General features: G+C 74.2%; 20 protein-coding genes and 1 pseudogene. 8 read left to right on the forward strand and 13 right to left on the reverse strand.

The features are described 5' to 3' along the window. Positions 1 to 136: 136 nt before the first annotated feature. Together ACFYWQ_RS33455 and ACFYWQ_RS33460 are read right to left on the reverse strand one after the other, a co-directional pair. Positions 137 to 1075: pseudogene (locus ACFYWQ_RS33455) on the reverse strand (hypothetical protein); the annotation flags it as partial. After that, the gene (locus tag ACFYWQ_RS33460) at positions 1072 to 1893 is read right to left on the reverse strand and encodes a phosphatase PAP2 family protein (protein ID WP_389521737.1); all 822 of its coding nucleotides are present in this window, start codon (positions 1891 to 1893) and stop codon (positions 1072 to 1074) included. The pseudogene ACFYWQ_RS33455 and the gene ACFYWQ_RS33460, both read right to left, overlap by 4 nt. A 257-nt stretch (positions 1894 to 2150) precedes the next feature. Here ACFYWQ_RS33460 and ACFYWQ_RS33465 point away from each other — a divergent pair, with 257 nt between their 5' ends. Further along, positions 2151 to 2768, forward strand: a complete 618-nt coding sequence (locus ACFYWQ_RS33465) for a TetR/AcrR family transcriptional regulator C-terminal ligand-binding domain-containing protein (protein ID WP_389521739.1) — start codon at positions 2151 to 2153, stop codon at positions 2766 to 2768. Positions 2769 to 2912: 144 nt separating this feature from the next. On the opposite strand, the gene ACFYWQ_RS33470 is transcribed toward ACFYWQ_RS33465, so the two are convergent. Continuing rightward, positions 2913 to 3947, reverse strand: a complete 1035-nt coding sequence (locus ACFYWQ_RS33470) for a DUF2510 domain-containing protein (RefSeq protein ID WP_389521741.1) — start codon at positions 3945 to 3947, stop codon at positions 2913 to 2915. Positions 3948 to 4233: 286 nt separating this feature from the next. Here ACFYWQ_RS33470 and ACFYWQ_RS33475 point away from each other — a divergent pair, with 286 nt between their 5' ends. Beyond that, on the forward strand, positions 4234 to 6957 hold the full coding sequence (locus tag ACFYWQ_RS33475) for an ATP-binding protein (RefSeq protein ID WP_389521743.1): 2724 nt from the start codon (positions 4234 to 4236) through the stop codon (positions 6955 to 6957). 561 nt (positions 6958 to 7518) lie between these two features. Here the strand turns inward: ACFYWQ_RS33475 and pcaD are convergent. From pcaD to ACFYWQ_RS33510, 7 genes are read right to left on the reverse strand one after another with little or no spacing between them, the layout of a single operon-like run. Continuing rightward, entirely contained in the window at positions 7519 to 8640 is a 1122-nt protein-coding gene (pcaD, locus tag ACFYWQ_RS33480; RefSeq protein WP_389521744.1) for a 3-oxoadipate enol-lactonase, read from the reverse strand. After that, a complete protein-coding gene (pcaB, locus tag ACFYWQ_RS33485) occupies positions 8637 to 9980 on the reverse strand; it encodes a 3-carboxy-cis,cis-muconate cycloisomerase (protein WP_389521745.1) in 1344 nt (447 codons plus the stop codon). The genes pcaD and pcaB overlap by 4 nt, the downstream gene beginning before the upstream one ends. Continuing rightward, on the reverse strand, positions 9977 to 10579 hold the full coding sequence (gene pcaG, locus ACFYWQ_RS33490) for a protocatechuate 3,4-dioxygenase subunit alpha (RefSeq protein ID WP_389521747.1): 603 nt from the start codon (positions 10577 to 10579) through the stop codon (positions 9977 to 9979). The genes pcaB and pcaG overlap by 4 nt, the downstream gene beginning before the upstream one ends. Before the next feature lie 6 nt (positions 10580 to 10585). Then, a complete protein-coding gene (gene pcaH, locus ACFYWQ_RS33495; RefSeq protein ID WP_389521749.1) occupies positions 10586 to 11359 on the reverse strand; it encodes a protocatechuate 3,4-dioxygenase subunit beta in 774 nt (257 codons plus the stop codon). A gap of 8 nt (positions 11360 to 11367) precedes the next feature. Continuing rightward, positions 11368 to 12570 (reverse strand): thiolase family protein, encoded by a 1203-nt coding sequence (locus ACFYWQ_RS33500; protein ID WP_389521750.1) that lies wholly within the window; start codon positions 12568 to 12570, stop codon positions 11368 to 11370. Then, entirely contained in the window at positions 12567 to 13211 is a 645-nt protein-coding gene (locus ACFYWQ_RS33505; protein ID WP_389521752.1) for a CoA transferase subunit B, read from the reverse strand. Before ACFYWQ_RS33505 ends, ACFYWQ_RS33500 begins: the two co-directional genes overlap by 4 nt. A 2-nt stretch (positions 13212 to 13213) precedes the next feature. Continuing rightward, the gene (locus ACFYWQ_RS33510; RefSeq protein WP_389521754.1) at positions 13214 to 13990 is read right to left on the reverse strand and encodes a CoA transferase subunit A; all 777 of its coding nucleotides are present in this window, start codon (positions 13988 to 13990) and stop codon (positions 13214 to 13216) included. Positions 13991 to 14207: 217 nt separating this feature from the next. Between ACFYWQ_RS33510 and ACFYWQ_RS33515 the strand changes: the two genes are divergently transcribed. Next, positions 14208 to 14672, forward strand: a complete 465-nt coding sequence (locus tag ACFYWQ_RS33515) for a MarR family winged helix-turn-helix transcriptional regulator (protein ID WP_389521755.1) — start codon at positions 14208 to 14210, stop codon at positions 14670 to 14672. A gap of 266 nt (positions 14673 to 14938) precedes the next feature. After that, a complete protein-coding gene (locus tag ACFYWQ_RS33520; RefSeq protein WP_389521757.1) occupies positions 14939 to 16129 on the forward strand; it encodes a zinc-dependent alcohol dehydrogenase in 1191 nt (396 codons plus the stop codon). Between the two features lie 15 nt (positions 16130 to 16144). Here ACFYWQ_RS33520 and ACFYWQ_RS33525 read toward each other — a convergent pair whose 3' ends face one another. Continuing rightward, on the reverse strand, positions 16145 to 17230 hold the full coding sequence (locus ACFYWQ_RS33525; RefSeq protein ID WP_389521759.1) for an ATP-dependent DNA ligase: 1086 nt from the start codon (positions 17228 to 17230) through the stop codon (positions 16145 to 16147). A 74-nt stretch (positions 17231 to 17304) separates the two neighbouring features. Here ACFYWQ_RS33525 and ligD point away from each other — a divergent pair, with 74 nt between their 5' ends. From ligD to ACFYWQ_RS33540, 3 genes are all read left to right on the forward strand, one after another. After that, positions 17305 to 18330 carry a non-homologous end-joining DNA ligase gene (gene ligD / locus ACFYWQ_RS33530; protein WP_389521761.1) on the forward strand — a complete coding sequence of 342 codons (1026 nt, stop codon included), beginning with the start codon at positions 17305 to 17307 and terminating at the stop codon, positions 18328 to 18330. 89 nt (positions 18331 to 18419) lie between these two features. Then, on the forward strand, positions 18420 to 19358 hold the full coding sequence (locus ACFYWQ_RS33535; protein ID WP_389521763.1) for an ornithine cyclodeaminase family protein: 939 nt from the start codon (positions 18420 to 18422) through the stop codon (positions 19356 to 19358). A 132-nt stretch (positions 19359 to 19490) separates the two neighbouring features. Beyond that, a complete protein-coding gene (locus ACFYWQ_RS33540; protein WP_389521765.1) occupies positions 19491 to 20540 on the forward strand; it encodes a LacI family DNA-binding transcriptional regulator in 1050 nt (349 codons plus the stop codon). A 39-nt stretch (positions 20541 to 20579) separates the two neighbouring features. Here the strand turns inward: ACFYWQ_RS33540 and ACFYWQ_RS33545 are convergent, their stop codons facing one another. After that, positions 20580 to 21371 (reverse strand): VOC family protein, encoded by a 792-nt coding sequence (locus ACFYWQ_RS33545; protein WP_389521767.1) that lies wholly within the window; start codon positions 21369 to 21371, stop codon positions 20580 to 20582. A gap of 330 nt (positions 21372 to 21701) precedes the next feature. Here ACFYWQ_RS33545 and ACFYWQ_RS33550 point away from each other — a divergent pair, with 330 nt between their 5' ends. After that, positions 21702 to 21947 carry a WhiB family transcriptional regulator gene (locus tag ACFYWQ_RS33550; protein WP_389521769.1) on the forward strand — a complete coding sequence of 82 codons (246 nt, stop codon included), beginning with the start codon at positions 21702 to 21704 and terminating at the stop codon, positions 21945 to 21947. A 327-nt stretch (positions 21948 to 22274) separates the two neighbouring features. Here ACFYWQ_RS33550 and ACFYWQ_RS33555 read toward each other — a convergent pair whose 3' ends face one another. Continuing rightward, entirely contained in the window at positions 22275 to 23249 is a 975-nt protein-coding gene (locus ACFYWQ_RS33555; protein ID WP_389521771.1) for an acyl-ACP desaturase, read from the reverse strand. Between the last annotated feature and the right edge of the window lie 171 nt (positions 23250 to 23420).

Here is a 23420-nt window from a genome sequence, read left to right on the forward strand (position 1 = left end):
CCGGGCGCTCCGCCCGGCCGGCCGGTCCCGGCGCCGGCTCCGGTTCCGGCGTGAGCAACGCCACCACCGGGTGCTCCGCCCTGCCGACCAGTGTCGGCTCCGGCGCCGGCGCGGCGGCCACCGGGTGCTCCTCCCCACCGACCGGTGCCGGCTCCGGCACCGCCACCGCGGCCACCGGGTGCTCCGCCCCGTCGGCCGGTTCCGGCTCCCGCGTGACCGCCGCCGCCGTGTGTTCCGCCCCGTCGGCCGGTTTCGGCTCCGGCGCCGTTCGGGACAGCAGCACCACGCCCCATCCGGCGAGGCCCGCCCCCAGCAGCGCCGGCAGCATGCCCGTGGCCCCGCCCCGGAGCCGTTCGCCCAGCAGTGCGATGCCGATGACCGCGGCGGCGACCGGGTTCGCCAGGGTGACCACGGCGAGCGGGGCGCCGAGGCCGCCCCGGTAGGCGGTCTGCGACAGCAGCAGCCCGGCCGTCGCGAAGGCGGCGACGAGCAGCGCCACCCCCAGCACCTGCACGCTGAGCAGCGGACCCGACCGGTCCGTGGCGGCCACCGTGACGGTCTGGGTGAGCGCCGAGGCGACGCCGGAGGCGCACCCGGACGCGGTCGCGTGCCGCAGTCCGGGCCGGGTGCCCGGCCGCGCCAGCAGCCCGATCAGCGCGGCCGTGGACCCCGCCACCGCGAGCGCCTCGCCCACGCCGAGCACGTCCTCGGGCGCCGGCCCGGACGCCGCGGCCAGGATCGCCGCCAGCCCCAGCAGGGTGAGCGCGGTGCCACGCCACTCGGCCGTGCCGACCCGCCGCCCCGCGACCCGGGCCCCCAGCGGCACGGCCGCGACCAGGGTGAGCGCGCCGAGCGGCTGCACCACGGTGAGCGGACCGTACTTGAGGGCCACGACGTGCAGCAGCGCGGCACCGCCGTTCAGTCCCGTCGACGCCCACCAGGCGCCGCTGCCCAGCAGCCGCAGCAGTCCCGTGCCCGGGGAACGGGCGGCCAGCCGCTCCTGGGCGACGGCCGCGCCCGCGTAGGCGACGGCCGACAGCAGCGACAGCGCGACGGCGACGACGGCGGCGCTCATCGTCCCGCCCCCACGAGCACCCGCTCCCCGGCCGGCACGGGCCGCCGCTCCCGGCACCCCACCGTGGTCCCCGGGCGCCGGGGCGCCCGCACCGCCGTGAGCACGACGCCCGCCAGGGCCGCGGCCACCAGCGCGTCGATCCAGTAGTGGTTCGCGGTGCCCACGATCACGAACAGCGTGACCAGGGGGTGCAGCAGCCACAGCCACCGCAGGGGCGACCGGGTGGCGGCGATCAGCCCGAGCGCGACCATCAGCGCCCAGCCGAAGTGCAGCGAGGGCATCGCCGCGAACTGGTTCGCCAGGTGGTCGGCCTGCGGCGGCCCGTACACCGACGGGCCGTACACCCGCGCGGTGTCGACCAGGCCCGCCGCCGCGAGCATCCGGGGCGGGGCGAGCGGGAAGAGGAGGTGGAGCAGCAGGGCGGCGGCCGTGACGGCGGCCAGCGCCCGCCGCGCCCGGACGTAGTGCGCCGGGCGCCGCAGGTACAGCCAGACCAGGAAGGCGGCGGTGGCGGGGAAGTGGACGGTCGCGTAGTAGGTGTTCGCGGCGCGGGCCAGGGTGTCGCCGTGCAGCAGCAGGGACTGCACCGCGCCCTCGCCGGGCAGCCGGAGCCACCGTTCGGCGTCCCACACCCGGTGGGCGTTGCGGAAGGCCTCGGCCGTGTGGCCCGCGGCCAGTTGCCGTCCCGCCTTGTAGACGAGGAAGAGCCCTGCGACGAGCAGCAGCTCCCGGACCACGGGAGGCCGGGCCGGCGTGGCCGGCTCCGCTTCCCCAGGCTCGGCCGGCTCCGCTTCCCCAGGCTCGGTGCGGACGTTCATCCCCCGGCCCCTTCGCTGACGGTGGTGCGTGTGGAGGTGCGGCGCGGACCGAAGACCCGTGTATGCACCATCGATACGATCTCGTACCGATACGCCAGTGTACCGATACGCCTCGGTACCGGTACACTGGCGTATCGATTGTTGTCGGAGACACTGGAGTCGGCCCCCCACGGGCCCGCGCACCGCGCCGCCGGCGACAGCGGTGACGACAGCAACGACAGTCACGACAGCAACGACACTCACGAGGGGACACAGCGATGACGTCGCAGGCCGCGGACGGACCGGACCCGGTCACCGCCTCGCGCCGCTCCAAGCTCACGCCCGAGCGCGAGCAGGAGTTCTTCGACGCCGTCCTCGAACAGATCCGCGAGTGCGGCTACGAGTCCGTCACCATGGAGGGGGTCGCCAGCAGCACGCGGTGCAGCAAGTCCACCCTCTACCGGCAGTGGAAGACCAAGCCGCAGTTCGTGGTGGCCGCGCTGCGCTCCCGGCGCCGCTCCCGGCTGACCGGCATCGACACCGGGTCGCTCACCGGGGACCTGCGCGAGGCCGCGCGGGCCGCGGCCCGCTGGTCCACGGCCGACACCAAGCTGCTCCAGGCCCTCGGCCACGCGGTCACCCAGGACCAGGAACTCGCCCGGGCCCTGCGCGAGGCGCTCGTCGACCCGGAGATCGCCGCCCTGCGGGAGATCCTGCGGCGCGGTGTCGAGCGCGGCGAGGTCCCGGCCGGGCACCCGGCGCTGGAGTTCGTCCCGGCCCAGATGTTCGGCGTCGTCCGCGCCCGCCCCGTGGTGGACGGCACCTACGCCGACGAGGAGTACCTGCTCCGCTTCGTGGAGGCCGTCGTGCTGCCGGCGCTCGGCCTCACACCATGACCCAGGCCGCCGTCCGCGGGATGACCGGACGGTGACCTGCTCGCGCCGCACCGTGGGGACGGGGGCGGCGCGCACCCCCCGGCCGGGTGGGGTTCCCCTTGAGCGGAGGGGCGCCCCACCCGGCCGACCGGCGTCCGGGGCGGCTCAGACGTCCTGACCGCTGCCGCTGCCGCCGCCCGAGGCGGCCTTGATGCCCTGGGTGACGGTGTCGATGACCGACACCGACTGGTCGGCGTCCACGCCGAAGCGCACCACCACCAGCCGGTCGGTGTCCGCGGGCGCCGGGAACACCAGCGACTCGACGTAGCCGTCGGCGCCCTTGCTGGTGACCGCCTTCCAGCGGACCAGGTAGCCCTTCTGCCCGGCCACGGTGACCGCCTTCGAGGCCAGCACCTGGTGCGAGGTGATCTCGCCGTAGGTGGTGCCGCCGTAGGACTCCTCGGCGTTGGCCTCGATGTCCGCCTTCGCGACCTCCTCCGCCGTGTCCCCCTCGGTGCCCAGCGCTTCGGCGGGCGCCGAGTACAGGCCTCCCTTGGTGCACGTCTTCGACGTGTCGCCGGGGCACTCGTAGGAGGAGTCGGACGTGATCTGCGCCCCCACGCTCAGCTCCTGCCCGGTCCAGCCGTCCGGGATCGGGATGCTGATGCCGTTGAGCGCGTCCGTCACCGAGCCGCTCTTGATCTCGGGCGCCTCCGACTCCTCCGGCGCGGGGGAGGACCCGCCCGAGCCGCCCGAGCCGCCGGACCCGCCCGAGTCGCCGAACGGCCCGCCCTGGCCGCCGCCCTGGCCGCCGGGGCCGCCCGACTCGCCCGGAGCGCCCTGGCCGCCGGGTCCCTGCGCGGTTCCCGTACCGCCGGAGCCGCCGTCGTCCTTGGTCAGCGCGTACACGCCGATCCCGATGCTCGCCAGGACCGCCACGGCCGCCGCGACGGCGATGCCGGTGCGCAGCCCGCGCCGTCCGCCCTGGCCGGCCGGTGCCCCGGGATACGGCGGGTAGGCCGGATAGGCCGGGCCGCCCCCGGCGGCCGGCTCCTGCGCCGCCGGACCCCATGCGTCGGCCGAGCCCGCGGGGCGGGTCCGGTCCGTCCACGCCCCGCCGTCCCACCAGCGTTCGGTGGCGGGACCGTCACTTGTCTGCCCGGGGTCGGGGTACCACCCGGGAGGAGTCACCTGCGTCATGCCCCCACCGTATGAGGCGTCGGTGAAAGTCGTATGAGAGGGATGGGTACTTGTTGGAGCACTCTGTCCGGCACCCCGTGCCACCGTGGCGTGAAACCGACGTCAACGCCCCGCGCGCTACGCGCCGTTGACGTCCACGCGCCTCCCCGCAGGCTCGCGGCGGCGCCCCGGTCCGGCCCCCGTCACCCGGCGGGGCAACAGCTGCGCGGACCGCCCTCCGCACCGGCCCCCGGAGGACTACGCTCAAGGTCTGTACGTCGTTCGGGCGACTCGGGGAGGTAGCGGGATGACGGAGGTACGGCCGGCGGCGGCCGCCTCGGCCTCCCTGTGGGAGCGCGACGAGGCGGTCGCCGCCATCGAGCGGGCGGTCGGGACACTCTGCGCCGACCGGTCCTCCTCGGGCCGGGTGCACCTGCTGCGCGGCGACGCCGGACTGGGGAAGACCACGCTGTTGGCCGAGACCCGCCGTATCGCCGAGGCCCGGGGATGCACGGTCTGGTCGGCGCGCGGCGGCGAGACCCTCAGGTCCGTCCCCTTCAACGTGGTACGGCAGTTGCTCCAGCCCGCGCTGCTGTCCCTGCACCCCGAGGAGGCCCGCGAGTACCTCGGCGACTGGTACGACATCGCCGGCCCCGCCCTCGGCATCGCGGAACCCGTCGCGGACCAGGCCGACCCGCAGGGCGTGTGCGACGGCCTGGTCGCCGCGGTGACCCGGCTGGCCCGGCGGGACTGGCCCCTCGTCCTGCTCGTGGACGACGCGCACTGGGCCGACCAGGAGACCCTGCGCTGGCTCGCCGCCTTCGCCGACCGCCTCGACGAGCTCTCCGTCCTCGTCGTCGTGGCCCGCAGGCCCGGCGGGGTCAAGGGGGACAGCGCCCGCCACCTCGACGCCGTGGCCGCCGTCGCCGGATCCTCCGTCACCAGCCTCAGCGCCCTCACCCCCGACGCGGTCGCCGGCCTCACCCGCGCCACCGTGGGCGCGCACGCCGACGACCCGTTCTGCCGCGAGGTCTGGGCCGTCACCGGCGGCAACCCCTACGACACCGTCGAACTCCTCGCCAAGGTCCAGGACGGCGCGATGGAGCCGAGCGAGTCCTCGGCCACCGAACTGCGCCCCCTCAACCGCGCGGCCCGCGGCGGCGGCCTCGTCGACCGCCTGGAGGAACTGGGCGTCGACGCCACCCGGTTCGCCATGGCCGCCGCCATCCTCGGCGCCGACATCTCCGTCGATGAGGCGGCCCAGCTCGCCGGCATGCACCGCGACGACGCCGAGCGCTGCGCCGACCTGCTGCGCAGCGCCCGCATCCTCACCGACCCCGATCCCGCGGTGGGGCCCGTCGCCGAGGCCGGCCGACTGGAGTTCGTCCACCCGCTGATCGCCACCGCCGTCTACAACTCCATCCCCGAAGGCCTGTGCCGGGCCATGCACGGCATCGCCGCGAAGGTCGTCCTGGACGCCGGCCGGGGTGTCGCGGCCGCCTCCCGCCACCTCCTCCAGGTCCATCCGGACGACGACGAGGAACTCGTCGAGCAGTTGCGGGAGGCCGCCCGCGAACACGTCGCCGTCGGCGCCCCCGAAGCGGCCCGCCGCTGCCTGGAGCGCGCCCTGGAGGAACCGCCCGGGCCCGACGTCCACGCGCACGTGCTCTACGAACTCGGCTGCGCCACCCTCCTCACCGCGCCCGCCCGGACCATCGGCCACCTGCGGGAGGCGCTCGCCGCACCCGGCCTCGACGGCGGCCTGCGGGTCGACGCCGTCTACCGGCTCTCCCAGGCGCTCCTGCACAACGACCAGTTGGAGCAGGCCGTGCGCACGGTCGAGGCGGAGGCCGCCCGGCAGCCGCCGGGACCGGCCCGGATGCGGCTCCAGGCCGTGCAGTTCATGTGGGAGGGCATCCACGCCGGGGAGACCACGTCACCGGGCCGCTCGCAGAAGCTCGCCGCGCTGGCCGCCACCTGCACCGGCCGCGACAACGCCGAGCGCGCCCTGCTCATCCTGCGCGGCTTCGACGCCATGACCCACGGCGAGAACGCCGAGATCGTCGTCGAACTCTGCGACCGCGCCCTCGTCAACGGACGCCTGGCGCCCGGCCTCGGCTGGACCGACACCGAGTGGGGCATCGAACTGCTGATGATGCTCGCCAGCTCCTACGTCTACACCGACCGCCTCGACCGCGCCGAAGCCCTCTTCAACGAGGCCCTGCGCGCCTACGAGTCCGCCGGCTGGAGCGGCGGGCACCTCGCCCTCGCCCACGCCTACCTCGGCCTGGGCCTGCGCCGCCGCGGCCGGCTGAAGGAGGCCGAGGAGTCCCTCCGGGAGGCACTGCGCCTGGCCGAACGCGTCGGACGCGGGCTGCCCCTGTACTGGTCCGCGACCTGCAACCTCGTCGACACGCTGCTCGCCCGCGGCCACGTCGAGGAGGCCTGGCGGATCGCCGACCAGTACGGTTTCGCCCCGCCGTACCCGTCCACGATCGTCCTGCCCGACCCCCGCTCGGTGCGCGGCCGGCTGCTGCTCGCCGTCGGCCGCACCCAGGAGGGCGTCAACGAACTGGAGGAGGCCGAGAAGGCGGCGGCCGTCCGCGGGCACCTCAACCCCGTGATGGTGCCCTGGGCGGCCGACCTCGCCCGGGCCCTCGCCACCGAGGACCCGGCCCGCGCGGCCCGGCTCGCCTCCGACGCGCGCCGCCAGGCCGAGCGCTTCGGGACCGACACCGCCATCGGAGAGGCCCTGCGCTGCGCCGCCGCCCTGGAGACCGGCCAGCGCGCCGTCCGGCTCACCGCCCAGGCGGTCGCCTACCTGGAGTCCTCGCCCTGCCAGTACGAACACGCCGCCGCCCGCATCGAGCACGGCATAGCCGCCCGCTCCGTCGCCGAACTCAACCGCGGCCTGACCCTCGCCCGCACCTGCGGCGCCGACGGCCTGATGACCCGAGCCCGACAGGCCCTGGCCGGCTTCGGCTCACCCCAGGTGGGACTCGTACCGGGACAGGCACGCGGACGCGAGTAGGAGCGGGGCCCCACCATGGGCGGTGCGCCGCGTAGGCCCGTGAGCGGTGTCGGCGGGCGGTGCGCCGCGTAGGCCGTTGAGCGGCGCCGGTGGGCGGTGCGCCGCGTAGGCCCGTGAGCGGTGCCGGTGGGCGGTGAGCCGCGCGCGGGACGCCAGGTGGCGGGCGTCCGGCCGGTGTGCCTGTCCGCCCGGTGCGCCTGTGCGCGGAGGAGCCGGGGTGCGCGGAGGAGCCGGGGTGCCGCGGGGGAGTCGGGGCGCGCGGGGGAGCCGGACGGGCTCACCCGGCGACGTTCGCCGAGACACCGGTGCCCGTCCCCTCTGAGCCCCGGTCGCCCCGGGGCGGGCAACTCCCCGCCTCGGTCGCCCTGGCGCGGATCGCTCCCGCCCGGTCACTCCCGGCAGGGGGCGCTTCAGGCCGCGGGCACGTGCGGCTCCGGTCGCCTCGGACCGGGGTGTGCCGGGGCGGGGCGCTCCCGGCCCCGTGCTCTCGGCCCCCGGGCCGGGGTGCCCCCGGCCCGGCGGCCGAGGCCCCCCGTCACGCTCGGCCCGGGCCGAAGCGCCTCAGCCCTCGTCCTCCTCCGCCAGCACCCGCTGGGCCGTCGCGAAGGCCGAGTTCGCTGCCGGGACCCCGCAGTAGACGGCCGTCTGGAGCAGGACGGCGCCGATCTCCTCGGGGGAGAGGCCGTTGCGGCGGGCGGCGCGGACGTGCATGGCCAGTTCGTCGTAGTGGCCGTGTGCCACCAGCGCGGTCAGTGTGATCATGCTGCGTTCGCGGCGGCTGAGGGTCGGGTCGGTCCAGATCTCGCCCCAGGCGTAACGCGAGATGAAGTCCTGGAACCGGGCGGTGAACGGCGTCTGCCGGGACTGCGCCCGGTCCACGTGCGCGTCGCCGAGCACCTGCCGCCGTACCTCCATGCCCCGCTTCGCCCCACCGGAGAAGTGCGCGCGCAGCGCGGTCAGCACGGCTTCGGGGCGCTCCGCGGGCGCGAGGTGCGAGGCGCCCGGGATCTCCGTGAGCGCGGAGCCCGGGACCGCGTCCGCGATCTCCCGCAGGTGCGCGGGCGGCGTCGCGGGATCCTCGCGGCCGGCGACCAGCAGGGTGGGCACGGAGATCTCCGCCAGCCGCTCCCGCAGGTCGAACGCGGCCAGCGCGTCGCAGCAGGCGGCGTACGCCCCGGGGTCGGCGTCGCGGTGGTCGGCGACCAGTTCCGGCACGGTGAAACCGGGCGTGAACCAGCGGGCGTTCGCGCTCTCCGCCAGGCCGGCCAGCCCCTCGCGCCGGACCAGCGCGGCCCGCTCCTGCCACGGCCCGGCCCCGTTGAAGTGGGCGGACGAGCAGATCACGGCGAGCGACGACACCCGCTCGGGGTGGTGCAGCGCCAGGTGCAGTCCGACCGCGCCGCCCAGCGACACCCCGGCGTACGCGAACCGCTCCAGGCCGAGGGAGTCGGCGAGCTCCAGCACCAGGCCGGCCAGGTCGCCGACGGTGGCGCCGGGGCCGATCAGGCCGGCGTCGGAGCCACCGTGCCCGGGGAGGTCCCAGCGGACCACCCGGTGGGTGATGGACAGCTCGGGCGCGACCTTGTCCCACAGGGCGTACGAGGTGCCCAGGGACGGCCCGAGCAGCAGCGGCGGAGCGGAAGCGGGCCCCTCGGCACGGTGGTTGAGCAGTTTCTCGGTCAACGTCGCTCCAGCGCACGGTCGGTGAGGGCTCCGGCGGAGCCGGTGTAGCGGGCGGGGTCGGTGAGGTCGCCGAGGTCGACGTCCTTCAACTCGGGCTCTTCCGTGAGGAGTTCGGCCAGTGAACGGCCTTCGGCGTAGGTGCGCGGTGCGAGCCGGGTGAGGAGTTCCTTGGCGCGGGCGCGGCCGAGCACGGCCGACAGCTCGGCGGACAGCCGCTCGGAGACGATCAGCCCGTGGGTGAGGTCGAGGTGCGCGCGCATGGCGTCCGGGTGCACCCGCAGGCCCTCCGTCAGCTCGGCGGCGTCCCGGGCGGCACCGCCCACCAGCCGCAGCAGGTCCCGCAGCGGCTCCCACTCGGCGTGCCAGGCCCCGGCCGGCCGCTCGTCCTCGGCCACCAGCGACCCGTACAGCGTGGCCGCGAGCTGCGGGGCGTGCCGGGCGGCGGCCGCGATCAGCGTGGACCGCACCGGGTTCGCCTTGTGCGGCATCGCCGACGAGCCGCCCCCGCTGCCCTCCGCGACCTCGGCGGTCTCGGTGCGGGCCAGGGTGAGGACGTCGGCCGCGAGCTTCCCCAGCGCCCCGGCCGTGAAGGCCAGGCATCCGGCGAGGTCGGCGACCGGCGTGCGCAGGGTGTGCCACGGCAACCGCGGGGCGCGCAGGCCCAGTTCACGGGCGTACGCGGCGGGCAGCGCGGTCGCGTCGGCGGCGCCGTACGCCGTGAAGGCGGCCAGGGTGCCGGCCGCGCCGCCGAGCTGGGCGGGCAGGGCGTCCCGTACGGCCGTCACGCGGTCCCGCGCGTCCAGCACCAGCGACCGCCAGCCGGCCGCCTTCAGCCCGAAGGTCGTCGGGACGGCGTGCTGGGTGAGGGTGCGCCCCGGCATCGGCGTGTCCCGGTGCCCGGCGGCGAGCCGCGCCAGCGCGCGCTGCGTGCGGTCGAGGTCGGCCAGGACGAGGGCCAGGGCGCGCACGGCGACCAGCATGGTCGCCGTGTCCATGATGTCCTGGCTGGTGGCCCCCCGGTGGACGTACGGCCCGTACTCCGGGCCGGTCGCCTTCGTGAGGTCCGCGACCAGGGGGATCACCGGGTTCCCGCCGCCGCGGGCGCGCTCCGCCAGCGACCGTACGTCGTAGGCGTCCGCACCGGCGGCCTCGGTGACCGCCGCCGCGGCCTCGGCGGGGGCCAGGCCCAGGGAGGCCTGGGCGCGGGTCAGCGCGGCCTCCGCGTCGAGCAGCGCCCGCAGGAAGGCGTCGTCGCTCGTCGCGGAGGCGGCGGGGGCGCCGGTCCACCCGGGGGCGAGCAGACCGGCGTCGGAGGGGACATCGGGGACAGCGGGTGTCACTGGAACTCCAGGAAGACCGTCTCGCCTTCGCCCTGAAGGCGGATGTCGAAACGGTAGGTGCTGTTGCCCTCGTCCTTCGCGATCAGCGTGTCGCGCCGGTCGCCCACCCGGGTGAGCAGCGGGTCGGCCGCGAGCGCGGCGTCGTCGCCCGGCAGGTAGATGCGGGTGAACAGGTGCACCAGCAATCCGCGTGCGAAGACGCACACGCTGAGGTAGGGGGCGCTGTGCCCGCGAGCGCCGGGGCGCAGCGTGCGGGCGTACCAGTGGCCGTTCGCGTCGGTCTGGATGCGGCCGAAACCGGTGAACTCCACGCCGTTGCGGCCCAGGAAGCCGCCGGACGACGGGTCGCGGCGCATCGAGCCGTCGGCCGTGGGCACGTTGCCCTCCGGGTCGGGACCCCACAGCTCCACCATGGCGTCCGGCAGCCCGTTGCCCTCACCGTCGTACACGTATCCGTGCACGGTGATCGTGTCCGCGTGCCCGTGGGGCGCGATGTCCTCGCCGCCGCGGAACGGCAGGGCGTGGCCGTAGAAGGGGCCGACCGTGTGCGACGCGGTGGGCAGCACGGTCTCGGGACGGCTCGTGTCGATCTTCGTCATGGCAGGTCAGCGTCCCTCTTCGATCCAGGTGGCGTTCGGGCCGTCGAGCACGATGTCCCAGTGGTAGCCCATGGAGAACTCCGGCACCGACAGGTTGTGGTCGTACGTGGCGACGAGCCGCTGCCGGGCCGCGTCGTCCGTCACCGACTGGATGATCGGGTCGTACGGGAACAGCGGGTCGCTCGGGAAGTACATCTGCGTCACGAGCCGCTGGGTGAAGGCCGAGCCGAAGAGCGAGAAGTGGATGTGCGCCGGCCGCCAGGCGTTCACGTGCTGGCGCCACGGGTACGGGCCCGGCTGGATGGTGGTGAAGTGGTAGGAGCCGTCGTCGCCGCTGAGGGTGCGGCCCACGCCGGTGAAGTTCGGGTCCAGCGGCGCGTCGTGCTGCTCGCGCTGGTGGGCGTACCGGCCCGCCGAGTTGGCCTGCCAGATCTCGATCAGCTGGCCCCGGATCGGGCGGCCGTCGCGGTCGAGCAGCCGGCCGGAGACGGTGATGCGCTCGCCGATCGGTTCGCCGGTGTGCTGCCGGGTCAGGTCGTTGTCGATCTCGGTGATGTCGCGCTCGCCGAAGGCGGGGGAGGCCAGCTCCACCAGCTCCGGGTCCTTGTTCACGTCGATCGCGACCAGCGGCTGTTTCGGGTGGCGCAGCACCGAGGAGCGGTAGGGGGCGTAGTCGCGGCGCGGCTGGTGCTCGACGGGGGCGCCGTCGGCGATCCGCTTCTCGTACGCGGCGCGCTCGGCCGCGATCTCCAGGTCGATGTCCGCTTGCGTGAGAGTCATGGGGATTCCTAGCGTTCGAGGACGAGGGCGAGGCCCTGGCCCACGCCGATGCAGAGGGTGGCGACGCCGATGCCGCTGCCGCGGCGGGCGAGCTGGTGGGCGACCGTGCCGGCGAGGCGGGCGCCGGACGCGCCGAGCGGGTGGCCGAGGGCGATCGCTCCGCCCTGCGGGTTGAGGATCCCGGGGTCGAACTCGGGCCACTCGGCCACACAGCCCAGCACCTGGGCGGCGAAGGCCTCGTTCAGCTCCAGCACCGACAGGTCACCGAAGCCCTTGCCGGCCTTGGCCAGCGCGCGGTTGACCGCCTCGACGGGGGCGAGCCCGAAGTACTGCGGGTCGTTCGCCGACACCCCGGTGGCGCGGACGCGGGCGAGGGGCTCGCGGCCGGTGGCGGCCAGGCCCTCCTCGTCGACCAGCAGCAGGGCCGCGGCGCCGTCGTTGAGGGGGGAGGCGTTGCCGGCCGTCACCGTGCCGTTCTCCGTGCGGAAGGACGGCTTCAGCTTGGCCATCGCCTCCAGGGAGGCGTCCGCGCGGACGCTCTCGTCGGCGGCGACGACCTGCGGGTCGCCCTTGCGCCGCGGGATGGTCACCGGCGCGAGCTCGGCGTCGAACAGGCCCTCCGCCTGCGCGGCGGCCGCCTTGCGGTGCGAGGCGAGCGCGAACTCGTCCTGCTGCTCCCGGCTGATCTTGTGCTTCTCGGCGATGAGTTCGGCCGACTCGCCCAGCGGGATCGTCCACTGGGGGTCCATCTTCGGGTTGACCATCCGCCAGCCGAGCGTGGTCGAGTACAGCTCGGTGTGCGCGGCCGGGAACGGCCGGTCGGACTTGGGCAGCACGTAGGGGGCGCGGGTCATCGACTCCACACCGCCGGCCACGGCGACCGAGGCGTCCCCGACGGCGATGGCGCGGGCCGCCTGGATCACCGCCTCCAGGCCGGAGGCGCACAGCCGGTTGACGGTCACGCCGGGCACGGAGGTCGGCAGGCCCGCGAGGAGGGCGGCCATACGGCCGACGTTGCGGTTCTCCTCGCCGGCGCCGTTGGCGTTGCCGAAGTAGACGTCCTCGATGCGGGAGGGGTCCAGCTCGGGGGTGCGGGCCAGGAGTTCGCGGATGGCGTGCGCGCCGAGGTCGTCGGGGCGCACCGGGGCGAGGGCGCCGTTGTAGCGGCCGATCGGGGTGCGGACCGCGTCGACGATGTAGACGTCCTTCACTGCACTTCCTCCGTCAGGGTCACCTTGGCGTCGGTCTTGGCGACGATCTCGTCGGCGCTCACCCCGGGGGCGGTCTCGACGAGGACCAGCCCGTTCTCCGTGACGTCGAGGACGCCGAGGTCGGTGATGATCCGGTTCACGCACCCCTTGCCGGTCAGGGGCAGCGCGCACTCGCTGACGATCTTCGGGCTGCCGTCCTTGGCGGTGTGCGTCATGACGACGATGACCGTGCGGGCGCCGTGGACCAGGTCCATCGCCCCGCCGATGCCGGTGATCATCTTGCCGGGGATCGCCCAGTTGGCCAGTTCGCCGGTCTCGGACACCTGCATCGCGCCGAGCACGGCGACGTCGATGTGACCGCCGCGGATCATGCCGAACGACAGCGCCGAGTCGAAGAAGGAGGCGCCCGGCAGGACCGTCACGGTCTCCTTGCCGGCGTTGATCAGGTCCGGGTCGACCTGGTCCTCGGTGGGGTAGGGGCCGGTGCCCAGGATGCCGTTCTCCGACTCCAGGATCACCTCCACGTCCGCCGGGAGGTAGTTCGGGATCAGCGTCGGCAGACCGATGCCCAGGTTGACGTACTGACCGTCCTGGAGTTCGCGGGCCGCGCGGGCCGCCATCTCTTCCCGTGTCCACGCCATGGTCAGGCCACCGTTCCCTCTGCCGGCGCGGAGACCGTGCGCCGCTCGATCTTCTTGTCCGCCGCCTGCTCGGGGGTCAGCGCGATCACCCGCTGCACGAAGATGCCCGGCACGTGCACCGCGTCCGGCTCGATCTCGCCGGGCTCGACGAGTTCCTCGACCTCGGCGATCGTCACCCGTCCGGCCATCGCCGCGAGCGGGTTGAAGTTGCGGGAGGACTTGTTGAACACCAGGTTGCCGTGCCGGTCGCCCTTGGCGGCCCGCACCAGCGCGAAGTCGGTGCGGATACCCCGCTCCAGCACGTACTCGGTGCCGTCGAACTCCCGCACCTCCTTCGGCGGCGAGGCCAGCGCGACGCCGCCCTGCCCGTCGTAGCGCCACGGCAGACCGCCGTCGGCGACCTGCGTGCCCACCCCGGCCGGGGTGAAGAACGCGGGGATGCCGGCGCCGCCGGCTCGCAGCCGCTCGGCGAGCGTGCCCTGCGGGATCAGCTCGACCTCCAGCTCACCGGCCAGGTACTGGCGGGCGAACTCCTTGTTCGCGCCGATGTAGGAGCCGGTCACCCGGGCGATCCGCCCCGCGGCCAGCAGCACCGCCAGCCCCGACTCCATCGCCCCGCAGTTGTTGGAGACGACGCTCAGGGAGCCGACCCCGCGCTCGTACAGCGCCTGGATCAGTACGTTCGGGACACCGCTCAACCCGAAGCCGCCCACCGCGAGCGACGCGCCCTCCGGCACATCGGCCACAGCCTCCAGGGCCGTGGCGACCACCTTGTCCATCCGTGAAGCCCCATCCGTCCGAGCGCCCAGGTCGTCAATTAATCAGGGCACTGATTATTTCAGCGAGGTGTCCATCACGCTGCCATCGGGGGAGCGAGGCGTCAAGACCTCGGTGAAAGTGCAGGTCAGATCACATTGGCCGCCAGGAGATGCGGCCCGGCTCCCGCGCGGTATTGTTCAGTGCACCAACGAAACGAAGACGATCTCGGGAGCGCACATGGCCGCGGTGGACCTCTCCTCCCACCCCGGGCACCTGGCCCGCCGGTTGCAGCAGGCGCACTACCTGCTGTGGAACACCATGGTTTCCGAGGAGATCACCTCACCGCAGTTCGCGGTGCTGAACGCGCTCGTCGCCGAGCCCGGCCTGGACCAGCGCACCGTGGGCGAACGGGTGGGGCTGGACCGCTCCACCATCGCCGAGGTGATCAGCCGGCTCGGCCGGCGCGAACTGCTCGACAAGGTCCGCGACCCGCAGGACGGCCGCCGCTTCCTGCTGCGCCTCACCGACGAGGGCCAGCGCGTCCACCGCAAGCTGAGCGTGCGCACGGCCCGGATGAACCAGGTCTTCCTGGCCCCGCTCTCCGCCGAGGAGCAGGTCGTCTTCTTCGACCTCATCCGGCGCGTCTCGGACGCGACCGAAGGACTCCGCAACCCCGTGGAACCCGTCGTCACGCCTTCCTGACCTCCGCCACGCGTTCCTGGCGTCCGTCAGGCCTTCCTGGCCTCCGTCATGTCTTCCTGACCCTCGTCACGCCTTCCTGGCCCCCGTCATGTCTTCCTGACCCCGCGAGCCGGCGGCTGCCCGCACCCCCCGCGGGGCGGACCGGGCCGGACCGGTCCGGGCGCCCGCGCGGTTCGGGGCGCCGCCGCCGGGTACCCGGGCGGCACCCAGGACCAGGCCCCCCGACACGGCGGGACCCCGAAACTCGGTGGAGGGAGCGCGGCACGATGAAGGCAGTGACCTGGCAGGGGAAGCGGGACGTACGGGTGGAGACCGTGCCCGACCCGAAGATCCAGGAACCGACGGACGCCGTCATCCGCGTCACGTCCACCGGACTGTGCGGTTCCGACCTGCACCTCTACGAGGTGCTCACCCCGTTCATGACCCCCGGCGACATCCTCGGACACGAACCCATGGGCATCGTCGAGGAGGTCGGCCCGGGCGTCCCCGACCTGAAGGCCGGCGACCGGGTCGTGGTGCCCTTCCAGATCGCCTGCGGCGGCTGCTGGATGTGCCTGAACGCCCTGCCCACGCAGTGCGAGACCACCCAGGTGACCGGCGAGGGCATGGGCGCCGCCCTGTTCGGCTACACCCGCCTGTACGGCGCGGTGCCCGGCGGCCAGGCCGAGTACCTGCGCGTCCCGCAGGCCCAGTTCGGGCCCATCAAGGTCCCCGAGGGACCGCCCGACGACCGCTTCGTCTACCTCTCCGACGTCCTGCCCACCGCCTGGCAGGCGGTCTCCTACGCCGACGTCCCCGAGGGCGGCACCGTGGCCGTGCTCGGCCTGGGGCCCATCGGCGACATGGCCTGCCGGGTCGCCCAGGTGCGCGGCGCCGGACGGGTGATCGGCGTGGACCTGGTCGGCGACCGGCTGCGCCGGGCCAAGGCGCGCGGCGTGGAGACGTACGACCTGCGCAACTTCGACAGCGAGAAGGAACTGGTCGCCGCGATCCGCGACGAGACCGACGGCCGCGGCCCCGACGCCGTGATCGACGCCGTCGGCACCGAGGCCCACGGCAGCGCCGCCGCACGTCTCGTCCAGAACGCCTCCGCCCTGCTGCCGCGCAAGCTCAGCGGCCCCCTCGCCGAGCGCTTCAGCGTCGACCGGCTCGCCGCCCTGCACACCGCCATCGAACTGGTGCGGCGCGGCGGGACGCTCTCCCTGGTCGGCGTCTACGGCGGCACGGCCGACCCGATCCCCATGCTCACCCTGTTCGACAAGCAGATCCAGATCCGGATGGGCCAGGCCAACGTGCGCCGCTGGAGCGACGACATCGTCCCGTACCTCACGGACGAGGACCCCCTCGGCGTCGACGACTTCGCCACCCACCGGCTGCCGCTGTCGGAGGCGCCCAAGGCGTACGAGATGTTCCAGCAGAAGCGGGACGGCGCGGTGAAGATCCTCATGACACCGTGAGGACGCCGCCGTGCCTCAGGAGGGCGGTGTCCGGGGCGGTGCGCCGAGGATCTCCGCGAGGTCGTAGCGCACCGGCTCCTCCAGCTGCGCGTACGTGCAGCTCTCCGGTGTCCGGTCCGGGCGCCAGCGGCGGAAGCGGGCCGTGTGCCGGAAACGCGCGCCGTTCTCCATGTGGTCGTAGGCCACCTCGGCCACCCGCTCCGGTGCGAGCGGCACCCAGGACAGGTCCTTCTTGCCCGACCAGCGGCTCGGCGCACCGGGCAGCCGGGCCGTCTCGTGGGCGGTCTCGTCCGACCAGGCCGCCCACGGATGGCCCGCGGCGTCCGCCAGGCGCAGCGGTTCCAACTCCTCGACCAGCTCCGCCCGGCGCTTCATCGAGAAGGCGGCGGAGACGCCGACGTGCTGGAGGGCGCCCCGGTCGTCGTACAGGCCCAGCAGCAGGGAGCCCACCACCGGGCCGCTCTTGTGCAGCCGGTAGCCGGCGACGACCACGTCCGCCGTGCGCTCGTGCTTGACCTTGAACATGGCGCGCTCGTCCTGGAGGTACCGCAGGGTGAGCGGCTTGGCGACCACCCCGTCCAGGCCCGCGCCCTCGTACTCCTCGAACCACTGCCGTGCCACCTCGACGTCCAGGGTCGCCGGCGCCACGTGGACGGGCGGCGTCGCCCCCTCCAGCGCCCTGGTCAGCAGGGCCCGCCGGTCGCTCAGGGGTACGTCCAGCAGGGACTGGTCGGCCAGTGCCAGCAGGTCGAAGGCGACGAAGGAGGCGGGGGTCCGTTCGGCGAGCGTGCGCACCCGTGAGTCCGCCGGGTGGATGCGCTCGGTGAGCGCGTCGAAGTCCAGCCGCCCCTCCCGCGCGATCACGATCTCGCCGTCCAGCACGCACCGCTCGGGCACCCGCGCCAGGAGGGCCGCGACGAGTTCGGGGAAGTACCTGGTCAACGGCTTGCCGGTACGGCTGCCCAGCTCGACGTCCGGCCCGTCGCGGAACACGATGGCCCGGAACCCGTCCCACTTCGCCTCGTACTGCATGCCGGGCGGGATCGCCGTCACCGACTTGGCGAGCATGGGCTTCACGGGAGGCATGACGGGCAGATCCATGCTCCGATTCTGCTCGTTCGGTGCGGGTATCGCCCGGTATGCGTGCTGTGCGAGGTGCGCCTACCGTGGCTCGCATGGGTGACGCGGTGGAACTGGAGGCGGGCGGCCGGACGGTACGGCTGTCCAGCCCGGACAAGGTCTTCTTCCCGGAGCGCGGTTTCACCAAGCTCGACCTCGCCCGCTACTACCAGGCGGTCGCTCAGGGCATCCTGCGCGCCCTGCGCGACCGCCCCACCACCCTGGAGCGCTACCCGGACGGCGTGACCGGCGAGTCCTTCTTCCAGAAGCGGGCCCCCAAGGGCATGCCCGACTGGATCCCGACCGCGCACATCGCCTTCCCCAGCGGCCGCACCGCCGACGAGATGTGCCCGACCGAGGAGGCGGCCGTGCTGTGGGCCGCGCAGTACGGCACCCTCACCTTCCACCCCTGGCCCGTCCGCCGCACCGACGTCGACCGCCCCGACGAACTCCGCATCGACCTCGACCCGCAGCCCGGCACCGACTACGACGACGCCGTGCGCGCCGCCCACGAACTGCGCGAGCTGCTCGACGAGTTCGGCGGGCTGCGCGGCTGGCCCAAGACCTCCGGAGGCCGCGGTTTGCACGTCTTCGTACCGATCGAGCCGCGCTGGACGTTCACCCAGGTCCGGCGCGCCGCCATCGCCGTCGGCCGGGAGATGGAACGCCGCATGCCGGACCGGGTCACCATCAAGTGGTGGAAGGAGGAGCGCGGCGAACGCATCTTCATCGACTACAACCAGACCGCCCGCGACCGCACCATCGCCTCCGCCTACTCCGTCCGCCCCCGCCCGCACGCCCCCGTCTCCGCCCCCCTGCGCTGGGAGGAGGTCGGCCGGGCCCACCCCCGCGACTTCGACATCGCGACCATGCCGGCCCGGTACGCCGAACTCGGCGACGTGCACGCCGACATGGACGACCACGCCTACTCCCTCGACGCACTCCTCGACCTGGCCGCCCAGGACGAACGCGACCACGGCCTCGGCGACCTGCCCTACCCACCCGAGTACCCGAAGATGCCGGGCGAGCCCCGACGCGTCCAGCCGAGCCGCGCGAAGAAGAACCACCCACCGGCTTCTTGACGGCCCGCACACCCTGATCCCGCGGGGGGCCGCGCCTTTCAGGGCGCACGGGCACCGGGGGATCACGGGCACTGAGGGATCATGGGGACATGACCCTCGTCCTGACCCGCGGTGACCTGGAGACGGTTCTGGACCCCGAAGCCTGCCTGGCCGCCCTGGACGCGGGCTTCCGCCGCGCGGACGGGGAACGGACACCGGGCCGCCGGATCCGCACCGACCTCCCGTTCCCCGGCACGGCGACGGCGCTCGTCCCGGGGCTGTTGCCCGGCATCGAGGCGTACACCGTCAAGGTCAACGCCAAGTTCCCCGCGGCCCGGCCCGCGCTGCGCGGGGTGATCTGCCTGCACGGCGGACGGGACGGCGAACTGCTCGCTCTCCTCGACTCCGCCACGGTCACCGCCTGGCGGACCGGCCTCGCGGCCGCCCTCGGCACTCACGTCCTGACCGGGCGGGCCGACGGCACCCTCGGGGTGGTCGGCGCGGGCGCCCAGGCGGAGCTGGTGCTGCGCGGACTCGCCGTTCTGCGCGGGCGGCGCGCGCTCGTCGTCCACGACACGGACGCCGGCCGGGCCGCCGCGTTCGCCGCCCGGCACGGCGGAGGGACCGCTGGATCGGCCGCGGAGGTGGCCGCGGCCTCCGATGTCGTCCTGCTGGCGACCTGGTCGCGCACACCGCTGCTGTGCCTGGCGGACACCCGGGCCGGGCAGCACGTCACCAGCCTCGGCGCCGACGAGCCCGGCAAGCGGGAACTCGCCCGCGACCTGCTGGAGGCCGCGCTGCTCGTCGTCGACGAGCGTGAACCGGCGGCTGAGATGGGCGTGCTCGCCTCCGCCGGCCTGCCCCCGAAGGCCGCTGCCGCCACCCTCGGCGAGATCCTGCGCGGCGACCACCCCGGGCGCACGGACCCCGCCACCCGCTCCGTGTACGCCCCTGTCGGCCTGCCCTGGCAGGACCTGGCGCTCACCTGGCTCGCGTACGAGCGGGCCGAACGGACGGGCGTCGGGCGGCGGATCGACCTGCTGGCCTGAGGCCGGCCTGCCGACCTGGGGCCGGCGCCGGGGCGCGTCCCGTTCTCCGGTGGGGGAGCGCTCTCAGCGGCGCCGGTCAGTGTCCTGGTGCGCGGCTATTCTGTCCCCCAGCCGCCGAGGAGGAGCCCCGTAGTGACCGAGACAGCGCCGCGTCCCACGCTGGAGGCCGTGGCCGCCCGGGCCGGGGTCTCCCGGGCCACGGTCTCACGGGTCGTCAACGGTGGGGACGGCGTGCGCAAGCCCCTCGCGGAGCGGGTCCGGCGGGCCGTGGAGGAACTCGGGTACGTGCCCAACCAGGCCGCCCGCAGTCTGGTGACGAAGCGGCACGACGCCGTCGCCGTCGTCATCGCCGAACCGGAGACCCGGATCTTCGCCGACCCCTTCTTCGCGCTGCACCTGCGCGGCATCAGCAAGGAACTGACGGCCCACGACAACCAGCTCGTGCTGCTGCTCACCGAGGGCCGCGACGACCATGCCCGGGTCGCCCGCTACCTGGCCGGCGGCCACGTCGACGGCGCCCTCGTCTTCTCGCTGCACCTCGACGATCCGCTGCCCGGGCTGATCCAGGGCGCCGGAGTGCCGACGGTGTTCGGCGGCCGCCCCGGCTGGAGCGACGGCACCCGCGACGTGGTGTACGTCGACAGCGACAACCGCGGCGGCGCCCGCGCGGCCGTCCGCCACCTGGCCGGTCTGGGGCGCGGCCGGATCGCCCACCTCACCGGTCCCCTCGACCAGACCTCCGCGGCGGACCGGCTGGAAGGGTTCCGGGACGTCGTGGGCGACACCGATCCACGGCTCGTCGTGGAGAGCGACTTCACCTTCGGCGGCGGTGAGCGGGCGATGCGGGAACTCCTCGACCGCCGCCCCGACGTCGACGCCGTGTTCGCCGCCAACGACCTCACCGCCTCGGGTGCCCTGCGCGTCCTGCGCGCACGCGGACTGCGGGTGCCCGAGGACGTCGCCGTGGTCGGCTTCGACGACATGCTGCCCGTCGCCGAACAGACCGACCCGCCGCTGACGACCGTCCGTCAGGACATCGAGGAGATGGGCCGGATCATGGCCCGCCTCCTGCTGCGCGGCCCCGACCCCCGCATGCCCCACGCCGGACCGGACGACGGGCCCGACGCCCCGCCGTCCGGCGTGGTCCTGCCGACCACACTGGTGCGCCGCGCCTCGGCCTGATTGGCCACCACGCCGGAATCCCGGCGTCCCGCGCCGTGCTCACGTCCGCCGCGGCGCGGTACTGATCACCGCGAAGACGGCCCCGTCCGGGTCGGCGAGACGGGCGATCCGGCCGACGTCCTCGATGTCCGTGGGGGCCAGCCGCACCGCGCCCCCCAGCTCCCGCGCCGCCCCCACCACCGCGTCCACGTCCCCGACCGCGAAGTACGGCAGCCAGTACGCCCCCGCCCCCGCCCCCGTGGGGGCGTCGGCCGACGGGACGACCCCGCCGAACGCGCCGTCCTCCCCGGCGCCCGCCGGACGGACACTGGTGTAGGTGCCGCCGGGGAAGGAGACGGCCGAGGTCTCCAGGCCCAGGGCGGCGTGGTAGAAGGCGGCGGCCGCGGCCTCGTCCGGTGTGTACAGCTCGACCCAGCACAGCGAGCCCGGCGCTCCCGCCACCTCCAGGCCCTGGAGCCGCGCGGGCTGCCAGATGCCGAACGGCGCGCCCGCCGGGTCGGCGAGGATCGCCATCGTGCCCTGGTCCCTCACCTCCATCGGCGGGAAGACCACTCTGCCGTGCGCCCGTTCGGCGGCCCCGCACGTGGTCTCGGCGTCCGATGACCGGAAGTACACCGTCCACGACGGCGGGCCCTGCTCGGGCGTGGTCTGCATACCGCCCGCCGCGATGCCGCCGTCCAGCCGGAAGAAGCCGTAGCCCCCGGCGTCCGGCCCCGCCGACTCGAACCGCCAGCCGAGGAGAGCACCGTAGAAGACGGAGGCGCGCCCGATGTCGCTCGTACCGATGTCGATCCAGGTCGGAGCGCCGTTGACGAAACGGGTGGTGAGCATCGTCGCCCTCCTCGTCGAAGTCCCGCCGATCCACTGCCGAGTCTCGCACCGCCCACCGACAACCGCTGCCGGAGCCCGGCGGGGGGAGGGGGCGGGGAGGAGGGGGCGGGGGCAGCGGCCGGGGACTCACCGGCGGCGGGGGACCTGTCAGGGCCGGCACCGATCGAGTCCTGCACCGGTGCCGGAACCCTCCTCCTTCGTCGCGGTCCCGCGCGCCGCCGTGCGCCGCGCCCCTCGGCGGGGGCACCATCGGGGCGGCCGGAGGCCCTGCCGCACCGCGTATATCCGGCGTTGATCGAACGTTTTTCGCCGTTCGCCACGATGCTGGCCATGTACACCGACACCACATCGACGCCCGATCTCACCTGGCAGCGGGAGGCGCTGTGCGCGCAGACCGGGGCGGACTTCTTCTTCCCGGAGCCCGGCAGCTCGGTGCGGGAGGCCAAGCGCATCTGCACCCTGTGCGACATGCGCCCCGCCTGCCTCGAGTACGCCCTGGCCAACGACGAGCGCTTCGGCGTATGGGGCGGCCTGTCCGAGAAGGAACGGTTGCAGCTGCGGCGCGCCTCGTACTGAGCCCGCGAGAGCCGGGCGACCGCATCGCGGGGGTGTGGTCGGGAACCGGGAATCGGGAATCGGGAATCAGGAACCGGGAACCGAGAACGCGGGCCGCGCGGCCGCGGTCCGAGGCGGCATGGTGCCGCAGACCGGGGGACCCGGGCCGGGGGCCGGGGGTCGGAGCCCGGGGCCCCGGGACCGCGGACTGCGGACTGCGGACTGCGGACTGCGGGCCCCGGGTCCGCGGGCTGCGGACCGTGGACAACGGCTGCGCCGAACGACGGACGGCCCGCACCAGGAGGTCGTTCCCGGTGCGGGCCGTCCGTCGTTCGGCGGAGCCGTGTGTCAGCCGGCGGCGCGGGCCGCCATGCGCGCCTTGCGCGCCGCCAGCTTCTCGTCGAACTTCAGGGCCTCGGCGTCCAGGCCGCCCATGAACAGGCCGAGTTCCTCCTGCGCCTTCTGCCCCTCGGGGCCGAGGCCGTCGATCTCCATGACCTTCAGGTGGCGCAGCACCGGCTGGATCACGTCGTCGTGGTGGATGCGCAGGTTGTAGACCTCGCCGATCGCCATCTGCGCCGCGGCCCGCTCGAAGCCGGGGATGCCGTGACCGGGCATCCGGAAGTTGACCACGACGTCCCGCACGGCCTGCATGGTCAGGTCGGGCGCGAGTTCGAACGCCGACTTGAGCAGGTTGCGGTAGAAGACCATGTGCAGGTTCTCGTCGGTGGCGATGCGGGCCAGCATGCGGTCGCAGACCGGGTCCCCCGACTGGTGGCCGGTGTTGCGGTGCGAGATGCGGGTGGCGAGCTCCTGGAAGGCGACGTAGGCGACCGAGTGCAGCATCGAGTGCCGGTTGTCGGACTCGAAGCCCTCGCTCATGTGGGCCATCCGGAACTGCTCCAGCTTGTCCGGGTCCACCGCGCGCGAGGCGAGCAGGTAGTCGCGCATCACGATGCCGTGCCGGCCCTCCTCCGCCGTCCAGCGGTGCACCCAGGTGCCCCAGGCGCCGTCCCGGCCGAACAGGCTGGCGATCTCGTGGTGGTAGCTGGGGAGGTTGTCCTCCGTCAGCAGGTTCACCACCAGGGCGATCCGGCCGACCTCGGTGACCTTCGACTGCTCCTTGTCCCAGGCCTCGCCGTCCTCGAAGAAGCCGGGGAAGTTGCGGGCGTCGCTGAACGGCACGTACTCGTGCGGCATCCAGTCCTTGGCGACCTTCAGGTGCCGGTTCAGCTCCTTCTCGACCACTTCCTCCAGGGCGTACAGCAGCCGGGCGTCGGTCCAGACGGAGGGGCTGCCGAGGTGCGGGGAGGCGATCGTCACGGGTACTCCAGGGGACGTGATGCAGAGCGGAAACCGTCCGGCGGTGCGCCGGAACTTACGGGATCGTAGGCTACGAATCCGTAGGTTACGAAGCCGTAGGTTAAGCGCGCCGTAAAGATCCCTGATCAGCCGCTCTCCGGCACCCCTCGCGGAGGGCGTCCGGGCGGGGCG

Origin of the sequence: Streptomyces sp. NPDC003247 (genome assembly GCF_042888135.1) — a bacterium.
GTDB lineage: Bacteria > Actinomycetota > Actinomycetes > Streptomycetales > Streptomycetaceae > Streptomyces.